The sequence below is a fragment of the Streptosporangium jomthongense genome, assembly GCF_042650425.1.
GTDB lineage: Bacteria > Actinomycetota > Actinomycetes > Streptosporangiales > Streptosporangiaceae > Streptosporangium.
The window spans coordinates 114,641-137,935 of sequence record NZ_JBHSBC010000038.1 but is presented as its reverse complement, the minus strand read 5'-3'; the positions used below and the strand labels follow the sequence as shown (position 1 = coordinate 137,935).

At 68.0% G+C, this 23,295-nt stretch carries 21 protein-coding genes; 6 read left to right on the top strand and 15 right to left on the bottom strand.

The window, feature by feature from the left end; translation table 11 throughout:
• Positions 1 to 457 precede the first annotated feature (457 nt).
• Together ACFOYY_RS32655 and ACFOYY_RS32650 are read left to right on the top strand one after the other, a co-directional pair.
• A complete protein-coding gene (locus ACFOYY_RS32655; RefSeq protein ID WP_352015073.1) occupies positions 458 to 862 on the top strand; it encodes a carboxymuconolactone decarboxylase family protein in 405 nt (134 codons plus the stop codon).
• Between the two features lie 220 nt (positions 863 to 1,082).
• Complete coding sequence (locus ACFOYY_RS32650; protein WP_362779513.1) at positions 1,083 to 1,637, top strand: TetR/AcrR family transcriptional regulator; 555 nt, start codon at positions 1,083 to 1,085, stop codon at positions 1,635 to 1,637.
• Positions 1,638 to 1,737: 100 nt separating this feature from the next.
• Here the strand turns inward: ACFOYY_RS32650 and ACFOYY_RS32645 are convergent, their stop codons facing one another.
• The 9 genes from ACFOYY_RS32645 to ACFOYY_RS32605 all read right to left on the bottom strand — a co-directional run bounded on the left by ACFOYY_RS32645 (position 1,738) and on the right by ACFOYY_RS32605 (position 12,081).
• Positions 1,738 to 3,270: an MFS transporter gene (locus ACFOYY_RS32645; RefSeq protein WP_362779516.1), complete on the bottom strand. Its 1,533-nt coding sequence runs from the start codon at positions 3,268 to 3,270 to the stop codon at positions 1,738 to 1,740.
• A complete protein-coding gene (locus tag ACFOYY_RS32640; RefSeq protein WP_386194921.1) occupies positions 3,267 to 4,295 on the bottom strand; it encodes a fatty acid desaturase family protein in 1,029 nt (342 codons plus the stop codon). Before ACFOYY_RS32640 ends, ACFOYY_RS32645 begins: the two co-directional genes overlap by 4 nt.
• 547 nt (positions 4,296 to 4,842) lie before the next feature.
• Complete coding sequence (locus ACFOYY_RS32635) at positions 4,843 to 5,049, bottom strand: hypothetical protein (RefSeq protein ID WP_386194919.1); 207 nt, start codon at positions 5,047 to 5,049, stop codon at positions 4,843 to 4,845.
• 1,124 nt (positions 5,050 to 6,173) lie between these two features.
• On the bottom strand, positions 6,174 to 6,344 hold the full coding sequence (locus ACFOYY_RS32630) for a hypothetical protein (protein WP_352015068.1): 171 nt from the start codon (positions 6,342 to 6,344) through the stop codon (positions 6,174 to 6,176).
• An 856-nt stretch (positions 6,345 to 7,200) separates the two neighbouring features.
• Positions 7,201 to 7,593 (bottom strand): RrF2 family transcriptional regulator, encoded by a 393-nt coding sequence (locus ACFOYY_RS32625; protein ID WP_352015067.1) that lies wholly within the window; start codon positions 7,591 to 7,593, stop codon positions 7,201 to 7,203.
• Positions 7,594 to 7,598: 5 nt separating this feature from the next.
• Positions 7,599 to 8,489, bottom strand: coding sequence for an ABC transporter permease (locus tag ACFOYY_RS32620; RefSeq protein ID WP_352015066.1), 891 nt, complete (start codon positions 8,487 to 8,489; stop codon positions 7,599 to 7,601).
• The gene (locus ACFOYY_RS32615) at positions 8,479 to 9,270 is read right to left on the bottom strand and encodes an ABC transporter ATP-binding protein (protein WP_362779524.1); all 792 of its coding nucleotides are present in this window, start codon (positions 9,268 to 9,270) and stop codon (positions 8,479 to 8,481) included. The genes ACFOYY_RS32620 and ACFOYY_RS32615 overlap by 11 nt, the downstream gene beginning before the upstream one ends.
• A 38-nt stretch (positions 9,271 to 9,308) precedes the next feature.
• A complete protein-coding gene (locus tag ACFOYY_RS32610; protein ID WP_352015064.1) occupies positions 9,309 to 10,385 on the bottom strand; it encodes an ABC transporter substrate-binding protein in 1,077 nt (358 codons plus the stop codon).
• A gap of 319 nt (positions 10,386 to 10,704) precedes the next feature.
• A complete protein-coding gene (locus tag ACFOYY_RS32605) occupies positions 10,705 to 12,081 on the bottom strand; it encodes an LCP family glycopolymer transferase (RefSeq protein ID WP_352015063.1) in 1,377 nt (458 codons plus the stop codon).
• 218 nt (positions 12,082 to 12,299) lie between these two features.
• On the opposite strand from ACFOYY_RS32605, the gene ACFOYY_RS32600 reads away from it, so the two are divergent.
• On the top strand, positions 12,300 to 13,166 hold the full coding sequence (locus ACFOYY_RS32600; protein WP_386194915.1) for a hypothetical protein: 867 nt from the start codon (positions 12,300 to 12,302) through the stop codon (positions 13,164 to 13,166).
• On the opposite strand, the gene ACFOYY_RS32595 is transcribed toward ACFOYY_RS32600, so the two are convergent.
• The 5 genes from ACFOYY_RS32595 to ACFOYY_RS32575 are packed head-to-tail and all read right to left on the bottom strand — an operon-like array spanning position 13,131 to position 18,613.
• Positions 13,131 to 14,048 carry an NAD-dependent epimerase/dehydratase family protein gene (locus ACFOYY_RS32595; protein ID WP_386194914.1) on the bottom strand — a complete coding sequence of 306 codons (918 nt, stop codon included), beginning with the start codon at positions 14,046 to 14,048 and terminating at the stop codon, positions 13,131 to 13,133. The two genes, ACFOYY_RS32600 and ACFOYY_RS32595, sit on opposite strands and share 36 nt — an antisense overlap.
• 47 nt (positions 14,049 to 14,095) lie before the next feature.
• Complete coding sequence (locus ACFOYY_RS32590; protein WP_386194912.1) at positions 14,096 to 15,793, bottom strand: class I adenylate-forming enzyme family protein; 1,698 nt, start codon at positions 15,791 to 15,793, stop codon at positions 14,096 to 14,098.
• A complete protein-coding gene (locus ACFOYY_RS32585) occupies positions 15,790 to 16,911 on the bottom strand; it encodes a cytochrome P450 (RefSeq protein WP_386194910.1) in 1,122 nt (373 codons plus the stop codon). Before ACFOYY_RS32585 ends, ACFOYY_RS32590 begins: the two co-directional genes overlap by 4 nt.
• Positions 16,908 to 17,639, bottom strand: a complete 732-nt coding sequence (locus tag ACFOYY_RS32580) for a glycosyltransferase family 2 protein (RefSeq protein ID WP_386194908.1) — start codon at positions 17,637 to 17,639, stop codon at positions 16,908 to 16,910. The genes ACFOYY_RS32585 and ACFOYY_RS32580 overlap by 4 nt, the downstream gene beginning before the upstream one ends.
• 14 nt (positions 17,640 to 17,653) lie before the next feature.
• Positions 17,654 to 18,613, bottom strand: coding sequence for a 3-oxoacyl-ACP synthase III family protein (locus ACFOYY_RS32575; protein ID WP_352015057.1), 960 nt, complete (start codon positions 18,611 to 18,613; stop codon positions 17,654 to 17,656).
• Positions 18,614 to 19,187: 574 nt separating this feature from the next.
• On the opposite strand from ACFOYY_RS32575, the gene ACFOYY_RS32570 reads away from it, so the two are divergent.
• From ACFOYY_RS32570 to ACFOYY_RS32560, 3 genes are read left to right on the top strand one after another with little or no spacing between them, the layout of a single operon-like run.
• A complete protein-coding gene (locus tag ACFOYY_RS32570) occupies positions 19,188 to 21,104 on the top strand; it encodes a hypothetical protein (RefSeq protein WP_386194907.1) in 1,917 nt (638 codons plus the stop codon).
• Positions 21,101 to 21,688: a hypothetical protein gene (locus ACFOYY_RS32565; RefSeq protein ID WP_386194905.1), complete on the top strand. Its 588-nt coding sequence runs from the start codon at positions 21,101 to 21,103 to the stop codon at positions 21,686 to 21,688. Before ACFOYY_RS32570 ends, ACFOYY_RS32565 begins: the two co-directional genes overlap by 4 nt.
• Positions 21,685 to 21,987: a hypothetical protein gene (locus ACFOYY_RS32560; RefSeq protein ID WP_362915678.1), complete on the top strand. Its 303-nt coding sequence runs from the start codon at positions 21,685 to 21,687 to the stop codon at positions 21,985 to 21,987. Before ACFOYY_RS32565 ends, ACFOYY_RS32560 begins: the two co-directional genes overlap by 4 nt.
• 392 nt (positions 21,988 to 22,379) lie before the next feature.
• Here ACFOYY_RS32560 and ACFOYY_RS32555 read toward each other — a convergent pair whose 3' ends face one another.
• The gene (locus ACFOYY_RS32555; RefSeq protein WP_362779548.1) at positions 22,380 to 22,898 is read right to left on the bottom strand and encodes a hypothetical protein; all 519 of its coding nucleotides are present in this window, start codon (positions 22,896 to 22,898) and stop codon (positions 22,380 to 22,382) included.
• Between the last annotated feature and the right edge of the window lie 397 nt (positions 22,899 to 23,295).

Sequence of the window (23,295 nt, the reverse complement as noted above, 5' to 3'; positions counted from 1 at the left end):
CTTACCGACGAAAGCCACCCTCACGACGACGATCCAATCTGATTATGAAAATCATTGCAAGGTCTGAGAGTGATAATCATGCCACGCCGGACGGCGGGCGGCGCCGGCAAAAACGAGAACGGCACGAGGAGTTAGGTGATGGCGCGCCTGATACCAGTACTTTCCCTCCGATAAGTCACTTCGTATTTTTTCATACCTAAATGGGATATATCGGTCAGGTGTTGACGGGTCTCTGTGGTGCGTCGACTCGGGAGAATGTCGCTGATTGCGTAATTAGTGCTACTTTGTGGGGTTTTCGAGGGAAGGGTTTGACTTAGAGCGCGCTCTAACTTCTAGCCTGTTCGATGTGGCGAACAAGGGGTCGCCGAAGCGCCGGACTCTCCCAGGTGAGGGCAGGGGCACGGTCCCGGCGTCACGTAGGGCTTGGGCACGGAACAGGAAGAAGGGGGCAGTTCCCATGGGTGAGAGCACGACCCGCGAGGAGCGCTACGAGCACGGGCTGGCGATGCTCGACGCCGTGGACGGCACGGCCGGCGCGAACGTCATCGAGTCGCTCAAGGACGTCGCCCCGGAGCTCGGTCACCAGATCGTCGCGTGGGGGTTCGGCGAGATCTACTCCCGTCCCGGTCTCGAACCCCGGGACCGGCAGCTCGTCACGCTCGGGATGCTGACCGCGCTCGGCGGCTGCGAGCCGCAGCTCACCGTCCACATCAACGCCGCCCTCAACGTCGGGCTGACGCCGCAGCAGATCATCGAGGCGTTCCTGCAATCGGCGGCCTACTGCGGCTTTCCCCGGGCGCTGAACGCGACGCTCACCGCGAAGAAGGTCTTCGCCGAGCGCGGGCTGCTGCCGGTCGAGTGATACACCCCGCTATTTGTTGATATTTCGGGGTCTGGGGTCGGTCGTGTGGGTCGTCGAAGCGGGAGACGAACCACGAGGCGAATGAGGCGGTGACCACGCCCAGCAGGCCGACCCCGCCCAGCATCAACAGGCCGCCACCGTCCTGCCCGTGCCCGCGGCCGACGCGGGCGGGTCTTCGGCTGTTTGAAACACTTGTTTGCGGCGTTGGTAGGATCATCACGTGGGAGTTCCTGAGGATTTGCTGGCCGCAACCAAGCAGTGCCTGTCCGAGCGCGGATACGCCCGCACGACGGTGCGCGACATCATCGCCGTCTCCGGCAGCAACCTCGCCGCGATCAATTACCACTTCCGCTCCAAGGACGCGCTGCTCACCCAGGCGATGATCGAGGTGACCGGCGAGGCGGTCACGGAGATCCTCAAGGCCTTTCCCGGCGACTCCAAGGAGTGGTTCGAAGCCTTCTGGGGTGAGCTGATCGAGTCCTTCCGCACCAACCCGACCGTCTGGCGGGCCAACGTCGAGACGCTCGCACAGGCCGCTCACCTGCCTGATGTGCGGGCCCGGCTGGCCGAGGGGCAGACGCTGGCCCAGCGGGAGCTGAGCGCGCGCCTGCCCGGGCACGACGAGGCGGGGGCCCAGGTGCTGCTGACGCTGTTCATCGGGCTGCTGGTGCGGTGGCAGATCGACCCCGACAGCGCCCCGACGGCCCGCGACCTGGCCACCGGCCTCCGCGCGGTCGTCCAGGCGGCGGGAGGCGGAGAAGCGGCACCCGCCTGACCGCTCCAGCCGCCCCACTCCAGGCTCCTCGCCCAGCGTCTCCGTTCTGCGCACCTCGTTCCGGCCCGCCCCGTTCCGCCTGCCGTGGCACGCGGCCTCTTCAGCGCATCGCGTGGCGGCCGGCGTGCTGGTCCTGTGGCGGCGCCGGGGTGCCCTTCGCCTGCCGTACGGCTCGCAGCATGACGGGAGCGAGCACCGCCATCACGCACAACGCGGTGGCCGCGGCGAGCATGGCGTAGTGCTGACCCTGTGTGAAGGCCTCGCGGGCGGCGGCGGCCAGCGAGGTCGCGGCCGGTTCCGGCAGGTGCCGCGCCGACTCCAGGGCGCCGCCGAGGGTGTCCAGCGCCGCTGACGGAGCGCCCGTCTCACCGAGGTGCCCCCGGTAGACGGCGGCGCCGATGCTGCCCAGCAGGGAGATGCCGAGCGCGCCGCCGAACTCGGTGGCCACCTGCGACAGCCCGGCGACCGAGCCCGCGCGCTCCGGCGGAGCGGTGGCGATGATCAGGTCGGAGGAGACCGTCAGGACGAGCGTGACGCCCCCGGCCATCAGCATGATCCCGGCGATCAGCAAACCACTCTGTCCCGTCACGTCCAGCCTGGACAGCAGCATGAACCCACTCGCGCCGACGAGCAGCCCGGCGCAGACCACCAGTCCCGGCCTGACCTTGCGGACCAGCACCGGCGCGAGCCCGGCGGCGAACATCGCCATGCCCGCCGACGGCAGCGCGTACAGTCCGGCGACGAGCGGCCTGGCACCCATGACCATCTGCAAGTACTGCGTCGTGAACAGGCTGGAGCCAACCATCGCGAAGACCCCGAGGGTGTTGGCGCCGATCGAGGCGGTGAAGGCGCGACTGCCGAACAGGCGCACGTCCAGCATCGGATCGGCCATCGAGCGCTGGTGCCTGACGAAGGCGGCCCCCAGCGTCAGCCCTGCCACGATGGCCAGCACCGGCGCCCAGCCGAGGCCGTCCTGGGCGATGTGCTGGATCCCGTAGATCGTCGGCAGGATGGCGCCCAGCGACAGGGCCACGCCGAGCAGATCGAACCTGCCCGGACGCGGGTCACGCGACTCGGGCAGCAGCAGCGGCGCCAGGATCAGCAGCAGCGCCATGACCGGCAGGTTGACCAGGAACACCGAGCCCCACCAGAAGTGCTCCAGCAACGCGCCCCCCATCAGCGGGCCCAGCATCGCGCCGCCGGCGAACGCGCCGGTCCAGATGGCGATCGCGACGCGGCGCTGGCCGTCATCGTGGAACATGTTGCGAATCAGCGACAGCGTCGAGGGCATCAACGTGGCGCCACCCACCCCGAGCAGGGCACGGGTGACGATCAGCAGGTCGGCACTGGGAGAGAACGCGGCGACCGCGGAGGCGGCCCCGAACGCGGTGGCCCCGGCCATCAGCAGCCGCCGCCGCCCGACCCGGTCACCGAGCGTGCCCATCGGCAGCAGCAGCCCGGCGAGCATGAACGGGTAGATGTCGATGATCCACAGCAGCTGGGAGCCGCTCGGTGCCAGGGAGGCACTGATGAACGGCAGCGCGTACGACAAGACGTGCAGGTCGACGGAGATCAGCAACACCGGCAGGACCAGGACGGCCAGTCCGATCCACTGTTTGCGTCCGGCTTTCATGAGCGGCCCTTCTCTCGGAGCGGAGCACCGGCCTGGTGCAGGTGCCGCAGCGCCTCGGCGTGCGAGGCGACGAAACTGACTTCGTGGTACGGCCGACGCAATCGCCGGCAGTGGGCCTGCACGATGGGTTGCGCCAGGTGCAGGTTGGGGGTGGGCATGCTGGGGAACAGGTGGTGTTCGATCTGGTAGTTGAGCCCGCCCATGGCGAGGTCGATGAACCGGCCGCCGCGTACGTTGCGGGTGGTGAGGACCTGCTTGTGCAGAAAGTCGAGCTTGGCCTCCCCCGTGAGGGTCGGCATGCCCTTGTGACCAGGGGCGAACACGCAGCCCATGTAGACGCCGAACAGCCCCTGGTGGACGGCGAAGAAGGCCAGTGCCTTGCCCGGTGACAGGGTCCACGCCAGCCCACCCAGGTAACAGGCGAAGTGCGCGAACAGCAGCGCGCCCTCCAGGACGCGCTGTTTCATCCAGGGCTGCCGCAGTGCCCGCACACCGCCGACGCGCAGGTTGAGCCCTTCGAGCAGGAGCAGCGGGTAGAGGAGGAACGCCTGCCGGCCGCCGATGAGGCGGGCCAGGCCGCGCGCGTTGCGTGCCTGTTCCTGTGACCACACCAGGACGTCGGGTGTGACGTCCGGATCGAGCTCCTCGTGGTTGGGGTTGGCGTGGTGGCGGGTGTGCTTGTTCATCCACCAGCCGTAGCCGAGGCCGATGGCGAGGTTGCCGCCGAGCCGCCCGAGGATCTCGCTCGGGCGGCGATTGGCGAAGACCTGCCGATGAGCCAGATCGTGCAGAACCAGGGCGACCTGAGCGAAGACGATCGCGAAGTAGACGGCCGGCAGGAGCTGGAGCCAGGAGTCGCCCAGCCATAGGAACGCCGCCGTCCCTGCGAGGTAGGCGGCTGTGACGGCGCTGATCCGGATCAGGTAGTAGCGGGGGCGCCGGTCGAGGAGTCCGGCCTGCCGGATGTGTCTGGCCAGGCGACTGAAGTCGCTCGCGGCCGTGGCCGCTGCGGTTGCTTGTGCCATGCCGATGACCATACACATGTTTGAAACATTTGTGCAAAACATCTGTTTGTGACACTTGTTTGGACAGGGTGGCGGAGCGAAAGAACGAGACAAGCTGATCGAAGGACGCGCTGCCGGCCGACGCCATGGTCGAGGCGACCGCCGAGTGGGCCGACAAGCTGCGTCAGGCCATGGTGGGCGAAGTGCCACGTGAGGGGGAGGCAGCAGGCGATCGAGCTCCACCGCCCGGTCTTCGTGGCCGGCATCGAAGCCTTCGCTCAGGCCGAGCGCAGGCCACAGCCGCGCCAAACACTGGCTGACGCTCAGGAGGCCGCACGCCTGGAACCGACCCACTGGCTCGCCGAAGGGACGTCGTCCCAGCGACGCGGCGGGCGGTCGGCGCCTTCTATCTGACCCTGCTGACGGGACTGATCCTGCAGCGTCTCATCGACCGGAGTGGCGTTGGGCGAGCGCCCGCCACCGTTCCAGTCGAGTGGTTGGCCCGTGTCGGGCCAGTGCGCTTGGCAGAGGTCGATGACCTCGACGCCCAGCCGCCGCGGCGACCATGTCAGGCCTGCCGGGTGGGGTGGGCGACCGTCTTGAAGAGGGTGACGTGGGCGGGACGCGAGGCCGTGAAGGCGACCACCTCGGTCACGTCGTCGGGCGAGAGCCACTCGGACGACTCGCGGGCCTGGGCGACCCGGGCGTTGACTCCCTCGTCGGTGACGTGCCCCTGGAGTTCTGCGGCGGTCATGGCGGGCTCGACCACGCTCACCCTGACGCCCTGGGGACCGAGCCCGACGCGTAGGTGGGGCCTCGTAGACCACCTCCACCCTCCCTGGCCTACTCCGGCCACAACTCCGTCGCCTCCCTGGCCCGCTACACCCGCGTCTCACCCGAAGCGCTCGCCCGCCGGCAAGCGGACCGCGACCCCGCGACCCGGCACCGCTGGGCACAGATCACCAGGCCGAAATGTCGCCGAGCGCGGTCAGCGTGGAATCTCCGCACCGCCTACTCAGGATGATCACGTTCGACGGCTGCCGCCTCAGCGAGGGAGTCCTACGGTGCCACTCACCGCCCCTTGCCGACATCGGCCTTCTCGATGCCACCCGCGAGGACCCGCCCTGGTCAAGCGTCCACCGAGTGCGCCGCCGCCTCGAACTGCGCTGTCCAGCCTGCGACTGGAACATGCACGCCGAAGTCGGCCCTGCGGGGACGCGATTCTTCGCTCACGACGTCGCCAACCCGGAGTGTTCCTATCGGAGCGAGTCCCAGGCCCACCTCTGCGGAGGTGGTTCATGAGTTTTGCCGGTGACAGGCGTGAGGTCGTGAAACGAGGACGGCCACAGCGCCTTCGTCTGCGCTGGTGGGCGACTACCGATGCGTTCCCGCCGGGATGAGTGTGAGCTGGTCGACATGACACCTCCCCGTCGGAAGAGAGCAGGCGAGCACCTGCGCATGCACCACCTTCGGATTGCTATAGCCGACCAGCGATGAAGGCCCGAAGGAAATAACGCCATGATCACGATTGACTTAAAAACAACTGTAGTCCCCGAGGGGAATATCCCTTATGTAACCATATATGCCCGTGAGTGCCCAATGGAAATTGGTATATATAGGACATATGGTATAATAATGACTATTAGTACAAAGTGCCTTATTGTCCGGTTTCCCTGAAGATGTGCACCGTTCGTTGATGTACTCGGCTTGTTATCGATGAAGAGGCAACCTCTTCTACGTAGAGTGCTCTAGTGGGCGCTCTGTGTAGTGGCTCGGTTCGCTTATGCGATCTTGGGCATAGAAAAGAGGGCTGCACTGGTTGGCGACCATGGCGTGCAGCCCTCGGTGTGATGGGTGAGGCCCTAGCGCTTTCTCCTGTAGGGGTAGGCGTTAGGGTCCTCAGCCATTAAAGAGGTTCCTCAGAGCTTCCCGGATCTGATCGGCGAGGCCGTCCCTGAGCGCCCGGTGCGCCTCCAGCAGGAGGCGTCCTGTCGCGGCGACGGCGGCGACGATCTTCCACGGTTCCTTCGGATTCTCTCCAATGGTATTGCGCTTGTTACGCCGACCCATCTGTACCTGCCTCTTCTCGGAAGAACGGCCGTCCTCCTGGGGGGAGGTTCGGCCGGGATGGCCTTCGGCCGCCCTAGGTCCGGTCGAAGGCGGAGAAGACCCGACAGGTCTAACTGACTGTAGTACGTCGTAGCGCACCAAAGGTGGCACTTCGGGCTCTCTTCGAGAGAGGGGGATTACCGCGTGGCCAGTTGACTAGCGACTACTAGTGCTAATGGGGGGCGGAGGGCCCTCCCTATCGTTAAAAATGTCTATGGCGTAGCGATTGACCTCGAAGTTGAGGAACCGGCGGAGGAGGGTTTCCGCTGGGAATGACTATGGTGAGTAGCCGCTTCGGTGTTTTCCGGCCGCCGGGAGCCCGCGGACGGCCGATGCCGGTGAGAGCGATCATGAAGTCCCGGTGCCGGTGGGCTGGTTGATCTCCCCGCCGCCTGTGATCCGGCTCGGCTGTTGTCCGTCGGGGTCGACGGTCACGCCGAACCGGGCCGGTCCGACTGGTCCCAGCTCACCCAGGGGAAGAAGGTGTCGGCGGCCTCGCCCCAGACGGCCGGTCGCCATGCTGGTGGACCTCGAACTCGTCCAGGCCCGACGCCAGGTCACCGCCGCTGCCCGGCGCGTGTCCGGCTCGAACACCCACAGCCGGTATACGGGCCGCTGTCGGACGGCCCTCGGTGCCGTCGCCGATGACCAGGCGCGGGTGATGACCGGCGGCGGCCGGGTTCTTGGCAGACCGACCACTCAGAACCTGAGTTTTGTCTGGTCGGCGTCCCAGCGCGGTCCGTTTCCGCCGTATTCCGGTGGCACCCCTACTTCGGCGTGATCCGGCCCTTCCACCGCCTGGTGGCTCGCGCGGGCGTCAGGGGAGGGCGTCCTTCGCGATATGGGCGAAGGTGATCTCGCTCAACAGCGTCTCCTCGTGCTCCCGCAACGCGCTCCACACGTCGGCCAGGGGCCTGGCCACCCCGGGGTAGTCGGCGCGCGGGGACTGCTCGGGATTGCCCTCCACGACCATGATCACGTCGGCCAGGGTGATCTGCTCGGGGGGCCTGGCCAGCCAGTAACCCCCGTCGGGACCGCGCTGGCTGTTGATGAGCCCGGCCCTGCGCAACTGCAGCAGGATGTTGTCCAGAAACCTCCTCGGGATGTTCTGCGCGACGGCGATCTTCTCTGCGGGGACGGGGCCCGGAGGCGCCGCGGCCAGTTCGGTGACCGCCCGCAGCGCGTACTGGGTTCTGGCGGAGAGCCGCATGTCGGTCAGCTACGCACCTGCTGCAGGCCCCAGCGGCGGCGCAGCGCGTTGTCGCCGGTCTCGAACAGCAGGTCGATGCCGACGCCGATCACCAGGATCACGATCATCGTGGCGAGCAGGCCCGCCGAGTCGGCGAGCTCGCGGTCGTAGTAGAGCCGCTCACCCAGCGAGGACTGGTGGGCGATGATGACCACCAGCTCACCGGCCATCAGCGAACGCCAGGCGAACGCCCAGCCCTGCTTGAGACCGGCCAGGAACGACGGCAGCGACGCGGGCAGGATCACGTACCGGTAGAGCTGCAGGCGCCGGAAGCCCAGCACGTGGCTGGCGCGCAGCAGGATCGGCGGGGTGTAGTCGACACCGGTGATCAGGCCGTTGGCGATGGACGGCGCGGCACCGAGGATGACCACGAAGGTGATCGCGCTCTCGGTCAGCCCGAACAGCAGGATCGCCAGCGGGAACCACGCGATCGACGGCATGGTCTGCAGGCCGGTGATCAGCGAGCCGAAGGCCGCCCTGAGCACCTTGACCCGGGAGACCACGGCGCCGATGACCAGGCCGATGACCACGGAGATCGCGAAGCCGGTGACCGCGCGGCGCATCGTCACCGCGATGGCCTGCCAGTACTCGGGGTCGGTGAACCGCTCGCCCAGCTTGCCGAAGGTCTCGGCCGGGCCCGCGAAGACGTACTCGGGCCACCGGCCGCTCCACACGACGCCCTGCCAGATCGCCAGCACGATGGAGATCGCGAGCAGCATCGGCCAGACGCGGCCCCAGACCCGGGAGGTCAGTCCGCTGCTGGTGCCGCCGCCCAGTTCGAGGGCGTCGAGCCCGGCGAGCTGCCTGGCGTGGACGTCGGAGGGCTGACCGGCGGCGGGTGCCTGGTCAACGGCCATGGCGCAGGACCTCCTGGCGCAGTCGGGCGGTGATGGTCGAGGCCAGCTCGGCCACCTCGGGAGAGTCGGTGAGGCGGGGCCGTTCGATGTCCACCTCGAACTCCTCGGCGACCTTGCCCGGCCTGCTGCTCAGCAGCACGACCCGGTCGCCGAGCCGTACGGCCTCGCGGACGTTGTGGGTGACGAACAGGACGCTGAGGCCGCGCTTCTGCCAGATCCGTTCGAGTTCGTCGTGGAGCAGGTCACGGGTCATCGCGTCCAGCGCGCCGAACGGCTCGTCCATCAGCAGCACGTCCGCCTCCTGGGCGAGCGCGCGGGCGAGGGAGACGCGCTGGCGCATGCCGCCGGACAGCTCGTGCGGGCGCTTGGCGCCGAATCCGCCCAGGTGGACGATGTCCAGGAACTCCGCGGCGCGGTCACGCCGTTCCCGCTTGGCCACTCCCTGCACCCGCAGCGCCATCTCGACGTTGGCGGCGACGGTGAGCCACGGGAACAGCGCGGGCTCCTGGAACATCATCGCGATCTTGCGTCCCCCGACGCTCAGCGTGCCGGCCGTCGGGCTGTCCAGCCCGGCGACCAGGGACAGCAGGGTGCTCTTGCCGCAGCCTGAGGCGCCGAGCAGGCTGACGAACTCACCGGGCGCCACGGAGAGCGAGATGCTGTCGAGAGCCAGCAGCCCGTTCCTGCCCTGGCCGTAGATCTTGGAGACGCCGTCCAGCCGGACCGCGGGCTCGTCGCCCTCGGCCCGGCGGGCGGCCCGCTCCGTGAGCGGAGCTGTCACTGTGCCCTCCTGGGGGACTCGGATCGGGTGGTGGGGACTTACTTGTCGGCTACCTCGGACTGCCCCTGGGCCTTGAGGACCTCGTTGAGGGGCTTGAGGTCGTAGATGCCGGTCAGGTCGACGGGCTCAAGCAGGCCGATCTTGACCGCGTGGTCGGCGCTGGCGACCAGGGAGGAGGCGATCGGGTCGTTGGTGAAGGTGATGTTCTTGAAGGCGCTGTCGATGACCTCGGGCTTGAGCGCCTTGCCGCTCAGCTTCTCCAGCGCGGCGTTGACGGTCTTCGCGGCGTCGGCGGGGTCGGCGTTGATCGCGGCGTTGGCCTCGACGTGCCCTTCGAGGAGCTGCTTGACGACGTCGGGGTGCTGGGCGGCGAACTCCTGGCGGACGATCAGGTGGGTGATCACGAACTGCTTGTTCGGCCAGAGGTCGCGCTCGTCGATGAGGACCTTGCCCTTGCTCTCCTGGATCAGGCGGCTGGCGAAGGGCTCGGGGACCCAGGCGCCGTCGATGTCGCCGGTGGCGAAGGTCTGCAGGGTCTGCGAGTTCTCCTGCGGGACGATGTTGACGTCGCCGCCGCCCTTGGTGTCGGTCTTCAGGCCCTTCTCCTGCAGCCAGTAGCGCAGGGCGACGTCCTGGGTGTTGCCGAGCTGCGGGGTGGCGATCTTCTTGCCCTTGAGGTCGTCGACGCTGTTGATCTCAGGCTTGACGACCAGGAAGACGCCTCCGGAGGCCGCACCGGCGATGATCTTGATGGCCTTGCCCTTGGACTTGGCCCAGGCGTTGATGGCGGGGTTGGGGCCGATGTAGGTGGCGTCGATGGCGCCGGAGAAGACCGCCTCGATCGCGGCCGGGCCGGCGTTGAAGGTGGTGGTCGTGAGCTTGGTGCCGCCCAGGTGCTTGGCGAAGAAGCCCTTCTCGACGCCTACGAGCGCCGTTGAGTGAGTGATGTTCGGGAAGTATCCGAGCCGGACCTCCGCGAGCTTGCCTCCGCCACTGCTGGAGCCCCCGCTTCCAGACGTCCCTGTCGTTCCCGAGCTCCCGCAGGCCGCGGCCAAGGTCGTGAGCGCCAGTACGGCGAGTGCCGCCACCACCCCGCGTGCCCCGCGAGCTTTCATGACTACTCCCTAATTCCTACTTAATAAGTCGGTTAGGTGTATATAAGGGTTCGGCGGGGGTTTGTGTCAAGCCGATCACCTGAAGGGGTGGGCACTGTTACCGCTTCGTGTTCTTGTGTGTGGGTTCGGTGACGCTCTGTGGGGCCCATGGGGCGCATGTTCACCATTGGTGCTGATGAGGCTCCTGTGACCTGGATATCCGGTTCCCTGAGCCCGAACGGGGTGGGTTCACCGCATCTGTGTCGCGTTCCCCGCGTTCGTTACACCGCCCGCCACGGAGAGTCCTGGAACGGGTTCCGGCACGGCAGGGCCCGGGACGTCAGCCGCAGACGGCGTCGAGAGTGGCCGGGCCGTCGCCGGTGTGCCGCTGGGCGGTCCTCTTCGGTCCTGAGGCCGTGGTGGCCGAGGACTCCTCGGGCCGGGCGAGAATGGCGGCGATCTTGTGCTTGATCAGGCGGTAGTCGGGGTCGCCGGTGTCGATCAGCGGCGGGACGAACTGGAAGCTCCTGATCTTCGAATCCTTCACCTTCTCGGACAGCTCGATCAGGTTCGGCAGCAGCTCACGCGGGATGTCGGTCGAGACGGCGTGCGCGGTCGCGTCGGCCAGCCTCTCGAAGCTCCTGAGCACCGTCACCGGGTCCGCCTGCTTGGTGACGGCGTTCATCAGGCACTTCTGCCTGCCCATCCGGACGTAGTCGTCACCGTAGGTGCGGGACCTGCCGAACCAGAGGGCCTCCTCGCCGGACAGCCTGCGGGTTCCGGCCGGGATCAGGCCCTCGTTCTGCCTGCCGTACACGATGGGGTCCTTGATGGTGACCTTCACCCCGCCCATCGCGTCGATGATCTTCGCGAAGCCGAACATGTCGACCATCGCGTAGTTGGTCACGTCGAGGCCGGTGAAGTCGCTGATCGTCTGCTTCAACAACGCCGGGCCGCGCTTGCCCGCGGGAACCCCGGGGACCATGTCGGGGTGCTCCTCGGCGTACTGGAAGACCTCGTTGAGCAGGCCGGGAGAGTACGGCGGCTCGCCCCCGAAGCCGAAGGGGAAGTGCTCGCGCGGCGGCCCCTCGGGCATCGGGACGTGCTCCAGGTTCCTGGGCAGGCCGAACAGCACGGTCGAACCGGTCCGGGTGTCGATGCTGGCCACGGTCATGCTGTCGGTGCGCACCCCGGTCCGGTTGGCCGCGGCGTCCGCCCCGATCAGCAGGATGTTGAGCCGTTCACGGCCCTTCCACGGATCGACCGGGATCGGGGTGGCGCTCTCGGTGAAGACCGAGGTCACGACCTCCTGGGAGATGTAGGCGAGCCGGGCCGCGTAGGCCATGGGCGCGACCACCAGCGCGCACAGCCCCCCGACGGCCAGGGCCGACAGGTAACGGGCGGGGCCGGACAGCGTCTCCGGTCGTACCAGCCGGTAGGACCGGACGACGACGGCGACCGTGGCGACGGCGAACAGGATCGCGCCCAGCGTGAGGACCCACAGCCAGCCGGGCTGCACGATCAGGGAGAGGACCTCGGGCCTGCCCGTGACGAGGGCGGAGGCGACCGTCCCGACGACGGTCAGGTACGTCCCCATCAGCAGCGCGCCCGTCACACGCCTTCCGGTCCACAGATGCGCCAGGCCCCACAGCACGGCGGAGCCCAGGGTGAGAGCCAGACCCCGTCCGATTCCCGAGTGATCCCTGTTACCTGCCATCTGGTCGACATCTCCCGTCCCTCTGGCCCCCCGTGTCCGCAGGTTAGTGATGGTTTTCGAGTGAATGGCCTATGTACCCCCGCGACGCGCTGAGAAGCCTGAGTCAAGATTCGGTGCGCGCATTCCCGCTGGTTGCCGTGGTTTGCGGGTCTTCCAAATCGCGGTCAAAAACGGTTCCCCGCGGGATCTCCCGGGCGAGAAAGGGGATTCCCGGTTATGTGCGAAGGACGATCAGCGCGGTCCTCGTCGTGCTCGGCTGTGTCTGCGCGCCGCTCGCCCTCGTCGGCTTCTGGATGGCGGACCGGGCCGTCGGAACCGGACGCTACGTCGAGACGGTGGACCCGCTCGCCGAGAACTCCACGATCCAGGACGACGTCGCCGACCGGGTCACCGCCGCGATCGCCGAGCCGATGCGGGAACTGGACACCTCGGTGCCCGACCACACCGCCCGGATGGCGGTGGACAAGGTCGTCACGGGTGACCGGTTCCCCGAGATCTGGAGGTGGGCCAACCAGGTGGCGCACCGGCGCATGTCCGGCGACCCACAGGGCGGCAACCTCGTCCTCGACCTCACCCCCGTCTACGAGATGGCCAAGGGCGAACTGGAGCACGAGGGCGTCCCGGCCGCCACGCGCCTGCCCGCGCTGCACCCGGAGATCGAGCTGCTCTCCGCGACCGACCTGGTCAGGGTCGTGACGGTACGGGACATCCTGGTCCCCTGGAGATGGGCGACGCTGAGCCTGTCGATCGTCCTGCTCGCGGTGGGCACGGCACTGGCCGGGGACCGGCTGTGCGCGCTGGTCGGCGTCGGGCTCGGGCTGGCCGGCGGCATGACGGTGCTGGCCGTACTGCTGGTCGTGGTCCGGGACACCGCCCTGTCCGACGTCACGGACGACGGCGCGCAGGGGCGGGTCTTCGTCACGGTCTTCGACGCGCTGACGAGGTCGTTGTGGACCGGGCTACGTGTGCTCTTCGCCGTCGGCCTGGTCGTCGCGGCCGTCGCGTTCGCCGTCAGGCACGTCCGGTCCTCACCAGCTGGCGGCTCCGGTTCACCAGGTGGCGGCGCCCGTGAAGGACGTGGCTGAGGGGCGGTAGCCGAGCCTGGTCCTGGCCGCGGTGATGTCCAGGGTCCGTTCGACGGCCAGGTGACCGACGGCGTATCGGGTGAGCCGTGGCGGACGCTGACGCCGCAGCATCCGGAACACCGCCTCGGCCATCGCGGCGGCGGGCTCGGCGAGCGCCAGGGGCAGATAGTACGGCTCGGCGTCGATACCGAGCTCCGCGATGAGCTCCCGCAGCGCCTCGTCGAGGACCACGGGCTCGGCGTCGGTCACGTTGAAGACGCCGTACTTCACCGGACCCGCCGCCGCCCGTAAGCACGCCTGGACCAGGTTGCCGACCGAGGTCAGGCTGATCCGCTGGCGCCCGTCCCCGACGGCCAGGAGCCTGCGCCCCCGGACCGCTCCAAGAACGCGGGGCAGCAACGTGGTGTCGCCCCTGCCGTAGATCGCGTGCGGCCGCAGGATCACCGCCGTGTCCAGCGCCCGTTCCGCGGCGGCCTTCGAGGCGCCGTAGGCGTTGGCGTACCGGCGGATCGGGGCCGCGTCCTCGGTGGCCATGACGGTCGGCTTGAACGGGTCGTAGACGCTGGCCGTACTCACGTGCACGAACCTGGCCTGGGGAAAGGCGGCGGCGGCGTTGCGGGTGCCGTCCACGTTGGCCGCCCAGATCGCCGGGGACGCGCCCCAGTCGGTGGCGCTTCCCGCACAGTGGATCACCGCGTCCACCTCGGGCAGCGGCGGACGGGCCCCCAGGAGGTCCCACGAGGTGTACGGCGCGCCGCCCACGTGCTCGGGATCGACGCGGGGGCGTCTGCCGAAGGCCCACACCTGCCAGCCCTCGTCCACGGCGCCCCGGCAGACCGCTCCGCCAACGAACCCGGAGGCCCCCGTGACCCCGATCCTCATCGGATCACCCCTTTCGGCAGTTGCTCAGGCGCGTTCACGGGCGGCGTTCACGGGCGGCGGGCCACCAGTTCGCGAAGGGCCGCGCGGTCGAGTTTGTCAGCACGACCCGAGCGGGGGAAGGCATCGATTGTCTCGATACGGGTGGGTATGGCGAGGGCGTCGACGATCTCGGGAAGCGCCTTCCTGAGCAGGGTCTCGTCGTACCCCTCGGCGGGGACGACGGCGAGCACGACCTCCTCGTCACCGGTCTCCGCGTCGGCGATCCCGACGACGGCCGCCTCGGCGACCCCCGGCAGCGCGGCGATCGCGGGTTCGTACAGGCCGGGGTAGATGTTCACCCCGTCCCGCAGGATCATGTCCTTCTTCCTGCCGAGCAGGACCAGCCTGCCGTCCTCGACACGGGCCAGGTCGCCGGTCGCGATCTCGGTGAGCGGCTCCTCCCCGAGGTAGCGCTGGGCCAGGTGCGGTCCGGAGACGAACAGCTCTCCGTCGTCGGCGATCCGCACGCCGACCCCGGGCAGCGGCGCGCCCAGGAGGTCGCCCCCCGAGTGGGCCAGCTTCTCCTCGGCCGAGGCGATCGCGATCGGCAGCGCCTCGGTCATCGCGTAGACCGAGAGCACCCGCGGCCCGGACTCGACGGCCCTGCGCAGCACGCCCGCGGGCGCGGGGGCCGCGCCGAGCAGCAGGTAACGCAGGGTCTCCGGCAGTCTCGGCGTACGGCGCAGCAACCTGTCCAGGTGGACGGGGACGGCGAAGGTGTGGGTGGCCCTCCTGGCGGCGAGCTCCTCGGCGAGGTCGCCGCCCCCGGGGAGCGACCAGGTCGCCCCGGCGAGCAGCGCGGGCAGCCCCAGCATCAACTGGTCGGTGTGCACGACGTCGCCGGGGCCGAGGGGGAAGGCCTCACGGAACAGCTCAAGGCCGGCCGCCAGGGACCCCCGGGTGTGGACCACGCCCCGGGGACGCGCGGTCGTTCCCGAGGTGAAGATCACTGCCGCAGGCTGATCTGGTGAAATTTCGGATATGTCTGGCGCGGTAGCGCCGGACATATCCGGCTGGGAGGTTCGCGGAAGGTCACGGCCTTCTTCCCCCGCCCGGTTTTCCGCCTGTCCTCCGGTCAGCCGCTCGGAACGGCCTTCATGCTGTTCACCGGTCTGTTCGCCACCCGCTTCCCCAGGACGGCGGGACCCGGCCGTGCCGGGCTCGGCCTGGGAACCGGTTCCGGCCTTCACGGGCTCCGCCCGGTCCTCGGGAACGGTCCCCCGTAGAACGCGTGACAGGCTCAGGGCGCCCCTGGGCACACCGGGCAGCCAGGGCCCCGTGTGCAGGTGCCGTACGGCGTGGCCGGGAAGCGGGTCGCGCAGGTTCGGCAGCAGCAGGCCCCGGCGGCGGGCCAGGCTCCGCAGCGGCCCGCTCAGGGTGTAGAGGACGGACTCGGCGACCACCCACCCGGGGCGGGTCGCGGTCATCCGGGCGGCGAGCACGTCGGGGGCGAGCCCGGGGTCGGCCAGCACGAGCGTCCCGCCCGCCGCGACCGAGCCGAGCGCCAGCACCACGGCGTCGACGCCGGGCCGTACCGCGAACAGCACGCCCCGCCCCGGCGCGGTCCCGGTCATCGCGGCGCGCACGGCCTCGACCCTGCGGGCCAGCTCGCCGTAGGTGATCTCCCGCCCGCGCCCGTCGATGAGGGCGGTCCGGTACGGCTCCCGCCGGGCGGTCTCCAGGATCCCGGTGATGATGTCGTTCATGCCGCCTTGATCCACAGATGTTCGTAGGTGGGGATGAGGACCCCCCTGGCCGCGCGCCGCCGTACGACACGGACGTCGTGGGAGAGCAGGACCGAGGCCACCGCCCTGATCTCGGCCAGGGCGAGCGGGTAGCCGATGCAGAAGTGCGCCCCCGCGCCGAACCAGATCCGCCGCAGCTCCGGCGGATGTCTCCTGGACGGGTCGAAGGGGCCGTAGGAACGGGCGCAGTTGTGCGTCACGATCACCACCCGGTCGCCGGGCCGTACGGCCAGCCGCCCGACCCTGGCCGGTTCACCGACCGAGCGCAGCATCACCGGGGTCGGGGTGGTGACCCGCATGGCCTCGTCGATCACCCGGTCCAGGTCGTCCACCCGGGTGCCGTGGTCGTGCAGCAGCGCGACCAGCCGGGGGACGAAGGTCGCGACCGTCTCCGTCCCGGTCAGGAAGAACGCGCCCGCCGCCCCCCTCGCCTCGGCGGCCGACAGCTCCTGAGCCCGCATCCTGCCCATGACCGTGGACTCGTCCCCGGCCTCGTAGGCGGCCTGCGCGATGTCCCCGATCCGGTCGAGCACGCCTCTGGCGATCGCCACCTGCCGTTCGTTCAGCCGCCGGGAGCGCAGCGAGACCATCGAGACGACCCGCTCCCCCTCGGCGAACAGCTCCCTGGCCCTGGCCGCCGAGACCTCGCCGAGGCCGATCACCCGGCAGATCACCGCCCCGGCCATCGTCCGCATGACGTCGACCAGATCGACCGTCTCACCCCGTCCGAGCCGCGCGGACAGGTCGTCGAGCGGCTCCCGGAGCACGTCGGCGACCAGCTCCGAGACGTACCCGGGGGTGAACAGCGGCATCAGCTTCCTGCGCAGCGCCGCGTGCCCGGGACCCTCCATGTTCAGCAGCACCGAGGGGCCGAGCACCGGCGTCCACAGCTCACCGGGGGAGCCGGGGCCGTCCTTGCGGAAACGCCCGTCGGTCAGCACGGCCCGCGCCGTGGCGGTGTCGTTGACCACCACCCCGAGACCGGGGACGCGGACCACGGGACCCAGCCGGGCCAGCAGCCGCACCAGCGGATAGGCGAAGGGGTGGGCGGCCAGGTGGAGCCTGGTCTCGTGGTTCACCGGATGTCGACCACGTCGGGGCGGTAGCGGTGGTCGGCGTACCACGCCAGGGTCCCGGCCAGGCCGTAGGCGCGCAGGCGGCGCACCGAGCCGTAGACGACCACGTCGCGGCGGGAGCCGTACGCGGAGGTGATCCTGCGGACCTGGTTGACCAGGGCGCGGTCCTCGTGGACCTCCTCGATCGCGGTCCTGGGGAAGCCGCCCGCCCGCTCGTACAGCGATGCCGTGATGGCCATCGCGCAGCCCGGCATCATCACGTAGGGGCCGAGGTACTCCGGCGACCGGTTGCCCGGCCTGAAACGGCCGAACGTCGCGGCCACGTCGACCACGAACGGGATGAACCGCCGCTCCCAGAACTTCAGCGGGAACTCGTCGGTCCTGGGCAGCAGCCTGCCCCCGACCATTTCGAGCCCGTCGTCGAAGGCGCGCCTGACGCCGCGCACCCAGTCGGCGCGGGGCAGGCAGTCGGCGTCGGTCCTGGCGATGTGGGTGGCGCCGTTGGCGATGGCGTGCCGTACCCCGGTGTCGGAGGCGGCGCCGGTGCCCTTCTGCCGTTCGGTGATCACCCGGACGCCGTGCCGTTCGACGATCTCGGCGGTTCCGTCGGTGCTGGCGTTGTCCACCACGACGAGCGTGAAGTCACGGTCGTCCTGCGCGTCGATCGCCCTGAGCGTCGCCTCGATGCCCCGCGCCTCGTTGTAGGCCGGGACGACCACCCACAGGTTCATCGCGTCAGGTTCTTTCACATCTCCGCCAGCATCACGCCGGTGCTGATCCCGCCGCCCAGGCCGAGCAGCGCCACCATGTCCCCCGGTCGCCAGTCGCCCAGCGCGAGCTGCAACGGCAGGGTGGTCGAGGCGCAGTTGCCGTGCTCGGGGAGGCTGACCACGAGCCTGTCCCGGGGGATGCCGAGCGTGGCCGCCAGATGGTCCAGGTACGGCAGCGCGACCTGGTGCACCGCGACGAGGGCGAAGTCCTCCCAGCCCAGGCCGGTGCGTTTGAGCGCGTTGAGGAAGACGTCAGGACCGGCCAGCTCGAACGCCTCCTTCAGACGCCGCCCGTCACCGCGGAAGTAGGAGTACTCGGGGTCGCGCGGATGCGCGGAGCCGCCGCCGGGCAGCGTGCCGATCGCCCACGCGGTCGAGTCGGCGGTGAAGTCGCGGTAGAAGATGCCGCGCTCGTCGTCCGCGCTCAGCATCACGGCGCTCCCGGTGTCCGACAGCGTGTATCCGGCGAAGGACTCGGCGAACTGGGCGTGGTCGCGCACCCGCCAGCGGACCGCCCGCGAGGGGACCTCGCCCGAGCAGACCAGCACCCTGCGGTGCGCCCCGGTCAGGATCAGCGCCTCGGCCACCTGGATGCCGTTCAGCACGCTGTTGCAGGCGTTCTTGACGTCGAAGACCGGGCACGAGAGCCCGAGCTTGGCGGCCACGATGTGCGCGGTCGCGGGCTCGACCATGTCCTGCGAGGCGGAGGCGAAGATCAACAGATCGACGTCGGTGTGGTCGAGCCTCCTCACGGCCTCGACGGCCAGGTCGGAGGCCTGTTGGCCGTCCTCCGCGACGTGACGTGACCGGATGCCGGTCATCCGTTCGATGACACCTCGGTGGGGGACGTATCCCTCGATCCGTCGCTCGACCTCCGCGCTGGACATGGTCCGTGGCGGCAGATACGTCGCGACGCCCGTGATCCGGGCCTTCATGCTCCCCCTAGGTGGTGTCACCTCTTCCTCATATCGGGGCAATGTACCGAAAATATGGGTAATTGTCCTGGTCAGCTCGGGGCGGGGAGCCGCCGGCCGGGTGGGTGAGGGACGGACCGAAACCCTCAAGATCGTGGTGAGGGTGCCCGGCGGGGTGGGTTTCGGTCCTCTGGAAATCATGGGCCCGGCTGGTAGAAATCCCTCCCGTGGTGGGTTGGGTGTTTTACGGAGTGATGTCTTGATTTATCGGAGTATGTGGTAGGGATTCTGTGATTTTCCCTGACTTCACAGGACGGTGGCAGACGTGCTCCATATTGCGGAGATCTTTACTTGAAAGTGGATGGAAAATAATCTTGTTGCCGTAGTCGCCGTATTCTGCCGACCGCGTTGGAGCCCTCCTCTCATGGCTCATCCATATCCCACGCCCTCGCCGTTGCCGACGGTCTCGGCGCCGCCTCGGCCGTCCACCGGTCAGCAGGCCGGGGAGTCCCCGGCGAAAGCCGCCGCTCCCGTGCCCATGCCGCATCCGGCCCCGGGCGTCAACGGTGAGTACTCGGGAATCGACCCCGCCTCGATGGACGACTTCGAACGGGGACTCGGCAGGGCACAGGACACCCTCGGCAGGAACGAGCCCCGCATTCGCAGCGCCCTGCAGCAACTCGACCTGGACACCTCGGGCCTGAACGCCCTGCGCGAGATACGGAGCTGGATCGAGACCAGCCGCCCCGACCTGCGGCGCCGCAGCGAGACGATCCGCGCAGAACGTACCGCCTGGGGAACCTCCTCCTCCCTCGACACGACCCCTTTCGGCCTGCCCACCTTCGACGAGAAGCTGTACGGCAAGGCCGCCCACGACCCCGACGTCTACGCCGCCACCCTCAAACTGACCGAGGCCGCGCAGAAGGGCGAGGCCGACGACAGGACCCTGGCGGAGCTGGAGAAACGCACCGGCGACAAGACATTCGCCCTCGGCCTGATGACCACCCTCGGCGCCACGGGGTTCCGCGAGCTGATGGCGAAGGCGGTGGAACAGGGCGACAACAAAAAGGCGAAACGCCTGCAGGCCGCCCTCGGCAAGACCTTGGGAACGGCGAGTTCGAAACTGAGCAACGCCTGGCGCGACGAACTCGCGTCCAATCTCACTCCTGGGTGGCAAGAGCGGGAGTACCACGCGATCACGCTGGCTCTCAAGAACGGGACCTTCGCCGCCCCCTTTCTACTGGCGGTCGCGAAGAAGGTTGACGCCTGGGACCGTACGCCGTATCCGCCGGGTACGAATTCGAACGTCATGGTGCCGCTGATGGAAGCCCTCAGCCGTAACCCCGCAGTGGCCCAGGACTTCTTCGCGAGCGATCCGACCGCGCTCAAGCACTTCCTGACGGAGTGGAGCATGACTGACGGAGGCGAGGCACTGGGCAAGGCCCTGGAGGCTGCGACGCTCACCTTCCGCGACCACGACGGTTCCCCAGAACATCCGTCACGGGGCTACCTTTCGGCCAAACTCGCCTCGGAGTTCGTCCACCTGAGGGCTCAGCAGATCAAGTCCGGTGATTCCATAGAGGAATTCCTGAAGCCTGTCACAGTTGGCCGCATCCTCGCCGGATACATCAGCGACATCAACAGTGTCGCTCAGACGGGACGCGATGTCATTGTGGACGGGGTCCGGGACGCGGATAAACCCGGTACAGCCGGCCGTGAACCATGGGGGGCGCAGTTCGGTAAGAAAGAACTGCAAAGTGTGATGAGGGAGGCGTTTGCTGACCCCAAAGCGCTTGCTCCTGTTCTGGCTGCTCAAACGAGATTCACCGACTGGGTTCTCGACCACGATGCGATGAGGATCGCCAAAGGGCAGGGTGACGAAACTCTTCGAGCGAACGCCAAGCAGATCGGTGCGACCTTCGGAATGATCACTGATGCCGCAGGGCTGGCTAAAGTCGAGGAGGGGAAGGAGTTGGACGATAAACAGGCGCGGAATATGAAGCTGCTCACGGGAGCGGTGAATACCGCACTCGCGATTCCTCAGACGCCAGGATGGCCGATCGCGGCTGGAGTCGTCGGGGCGTGGACAGGGTTCATCGAAGACAGGGTCAAGGGGGATTCGGAGACCAGGGCGCGCGAAGACGCCAACACCGCAGTTGATCAGTCTCGGCGCCTCGTGCATGACCTCGCCGCTCGCGCGATGCTCAAACATGGCGTGTTCGGCTCGGCCAAGCCCGCTGCGGCCGCTCACCCGTGGGCATCGCTGGAGGGGCTCAAAAAAGGAGATGATCCTGTTGACAACCCTAACAACTTCCTTAAAAGTGACGGTCGAACACTTATGAGCATGGATGAGATGATTGATAAAAACGCCAAAAACAACACCGACAAATATCGGCGAGTCGAGGCTTATGATCGATGGTTGTACGAGGGACTGGCGGGGCGAAAGTGGCTGGACATAGAGGATCGCCTTGATCAAGGATTTTCCAATGGCTTTGCCCAGTACGGATCATGAAGCGGTCGTCGTTCGTCTTGGTGGCGGTGCTGATGTGCGCCCTGGTTTCCTCAACCGCCTGCCAGGTTTCCAGTAGGGAATTTGATCGTTCCCCGCTTCCGGAGGCCGCTGCGCCGCCATATCTGTGTGGGCATATTCCGCAGAGGGCGGTCGAGTTGATGACCGGCGTGAGTAATCCGCTGGTGCGTGGTCATTTTGACCTAAGTTATCCGAAAGATCTCGACGATGGAAGTTGTGCGATTTATCAGCGAGACGGTGATCAACTTGAGGTGCTGCAGATCGACCTTACGCCGGGAGGCTACACGGAGAGAATCGAGGAACAGCTGAAGGCGGGTGCCCTGCCCCTGCCGGAAATCGTTCCCGGAGCCATCGGCTACTACTTCAAACCTGCCGACGGTGAGGATGGGGAAGCGTACGCCATGCTTGTGCGTGGCAAGGCGGAGCTCAACATCCAGCTGGAAAGAGGCGTCGCAGGGCGTGACAACGCCGCTGATGTGCTGGCGTTGATGAAGTTGATCGCGCCGAGGCTCATCACCGATGCCGGTGCCCCGTCCGGGAGTCCCTCCTCGAAAAGAAGCTCATGACCAGGTTGGTGCCCAATCCGCTTCATGCCGCGTTGGAGGACGCGCTGCGGACGATCGAACCGTTGGTCCAGGAGGTCGAGAGCGGTTTCGAGACGCCGTTTCAGGCGTTCCACTCCGGCGGAGTGTGGACGGGGCCGGCGGCGAAGCGTTTCGACGAGCAGCTCGTCGGTCACCGTACGCGCCTTCGGGGGTCGGCGGACAGGATCCTGGCTGATCTGCGGCAGACGCTGGCCCGCACGCCGCGCCAGGTGTCCGAGGAGGAGGCCACGGCGATCAGGAAACGGTACGGCCTGCCCTGACACCGGGCGGAGGCCTCAGCGGCCGGAGACGTCGAACCTGGAAATGTCACGATCGAGGTCGGCCAGGTGGGCGAGGGGCGGACTGAAATCCTCAAGATCGTGGTGGAGGCGGTTTCGGCCTTCAGGAAACCAGGGGACGCCCGGCGTGCGGTCCGCTGGGTGTCATGAGGTCCGGTGGTAGTGCCAGGGGAGGCCTGCGGCCGTACCCGCTCGTCGCTCCGCGGGTACCGATTTCACATGAACGCCGAATTTTGTGAACCGAAGACCGGTGGGCGAAGGGCGTTTCCACGCCACCGCCCGAGGGGCGAAAAGCACCCTCGGGCGGTGCGCCGGGTATAAACGTCAGCGGTTCACGGCGCAGGTGGCGAACGTGTCGTCAGGCGTCTTCGACGTCAGCAGTTGCGGATGGACCACACCGGTTCCCAGTTGTAGTCGTGTACGCCCGAATCCGGAGTGAACGAGTGCAGCACCTCACCCGCCTGCCCGTAGAAGTACGACGTGACGCCCCCGGTCTGGTTGTTCGTGTAGAAGCCCTCGCCCTTCCAGTAGGACAGGCTGTACCTGGCGCACGTGTACAGCCGGAACTGCCGCCACTTGTTGGTCACGGGGTTCCACGCCTCGGGGCAGAGATTGCCGCTCGGACAGGTGATGGTCGTCCCGGGGTCGTACTCCGCGTAACCGGCGGAGGGTGAGACCGTCGGAGGGTTCGCCAGGAGGGCGGACGTGGCGGGAGGGGCGGCTGGGCGCCTGACCTGGCCGCCGGTCGCGCCCGCGGCCTCGGGGGCGTCCGGCGAGGTGACGGCCGCGCCGGTGGTGCTCACCGTCGTGCCGGTGGTGCTCGCGTCCGCCCCGGCGGGGGCGAGACCGGCCACCAGCACCGCCGCGGACAGAACGACTCCGATCCTTTTCATGATTGTCACTTGCGTGAATTCCCTTCTTGGAGGAGAGGGTCTTGCTGCGAGTGATCCGGGTCGGCACCGGCCTTCGGGACACATGGTCCGGCCTGAATCACCGACCAAAAGACAGATCTGGTCGGCAGGGCGACCAGTTCCGCAGGGAGAGCATAAGCAGACGTTCCACGGATGAACAAACTGATTATTTCTTCGCGTGAGAAAGCGGCTGGTCGTTATTGTGGCGGTGGGGTATTTTATTGTCTTTCCGGTGATTCCGGAAATGCTCGCCATGACAAGCCGTTTCCGCGGGGACGCTCCGGTCCGGCCGCCGGGGAAACCGGGAGGACCCCGCCGTCCGGTGGGCCGGGCAACGACCGTAAACGTCAGGGCAGGGGTGCCGGAGCGGGGCATGAGG

Coding starts and splice junctions, on each gene's coding strand:
- ACFOYY_RS32655 (WP_352015073.1), top strand. CDS start 458: ATGGGTGAGAGCACGACCCGCGAGGAGCGCTACGAGCACGGGCTGGCG.
- ACFOYY_RS32595 (WP_386194914.1), bottom strand. CDS start 14,048: ATGAGGATCGGGGTCACGGGGGCCTCCGGGTTCGTTGGCGGAGCGGTC.
- ACFOYY_RS32555 (WP_362779548.1), bottom strand. CDS start 22,898: ATGAAAAGGATCGGAGTCGTTCTGTCCGCGGCGGTGCTGGTGGCCGGT.
- ACFOYY_RS32640 (WP_386194921.1), bottom strand. CDS start 4,295: ATGGCACAAGCAACCGCAGCGGCCACGGCCGCGAGCGACTTCAGTCGC.
- ACFOYY_RS32605 (WP_352015063.1), bottom strand. CDS start 12,081: ATGGCAGGTAACAGGGATCACTCGGGAATCGGACGGGGTCTGGCTCTC.
- ACFOYY_RS32590 (WP_386194912.1), bottom strand. CDS start 15,793: ATGAACGACATCATCACCGGGATCCTGGAGACCGCCCGGCGGGAGCCG.
- ACFOYY_RS32645 (WP_362779516.1), bottom strand. CDS start 3,270: ATGAAAGCCGGACGCAAACAGTGGATCGGACTGGCCGTCCTGGTCCTG.
- ACFOYY_RS32630 (WP_352015068.1), bottom strand. CDS start 6,344: ATGGGTCGGCGTAACAAGCGCAATACCATTGGAGAGAATCCGAAGGAA.
- ACFOYY_RS32625 (WP_352015067.1), bottom strand. CDS start 7,593: ATGCGGCTCTCCGCCAGAACCCAGTACGCGCTGCGGGCGGTCACCGAA.
- ACFOYY_RS32565 (WP_386194905.1), top strand. CDS start 21,101: ATGAAGCGGTCGTCGTTCGTCTTGGTGGCGGTGCTGATGTGCGCCCTG.
- ACFOYY_RS32575 (WP_352015057.1), bottom strand. CDS start 18,613: ATGAAGGCCCGGATCACGGGCGTCGCGACGTATCTGCCGCCACGGACC.
- ACFOYY_RS32620 (WP_352015066.1), bottom strand. CDS start 8,489: ATGGCCGTTGACCAGGCACCCGCCGCCGGTCAGCCCTCCGACGTCCAC.
- ACFOYY_RS32580 (WP_386194908.1), bottom strand. CDS start 17,639: ATGAACCTGTGGGTGGTCGTCCCGGCCTACAACGAGGCGCGGGGCATC.
- ACFOYY_RS32570 (WP_386194907.1), top strand. CDS start 19,188: ATGGACGACTTCGAACGGGGACTCGGCAGGGCACAGGACACCCTCGGC.
- ACFOYY_RS32560 (WP_362915678.1), top strand. CDS start 21,685: ATGACCAGGTTGGTGCCCAATCCGCTTCATGCCGCGTTGGAGGACGCG.
- ACFOYY_RS32610 (WP_352015064.1), bottom strand. CDS start 10,385: ATGAAAGCTCGCGGGGCACGCGGGGTGGTGGCGGCACTCGCCGTACTG.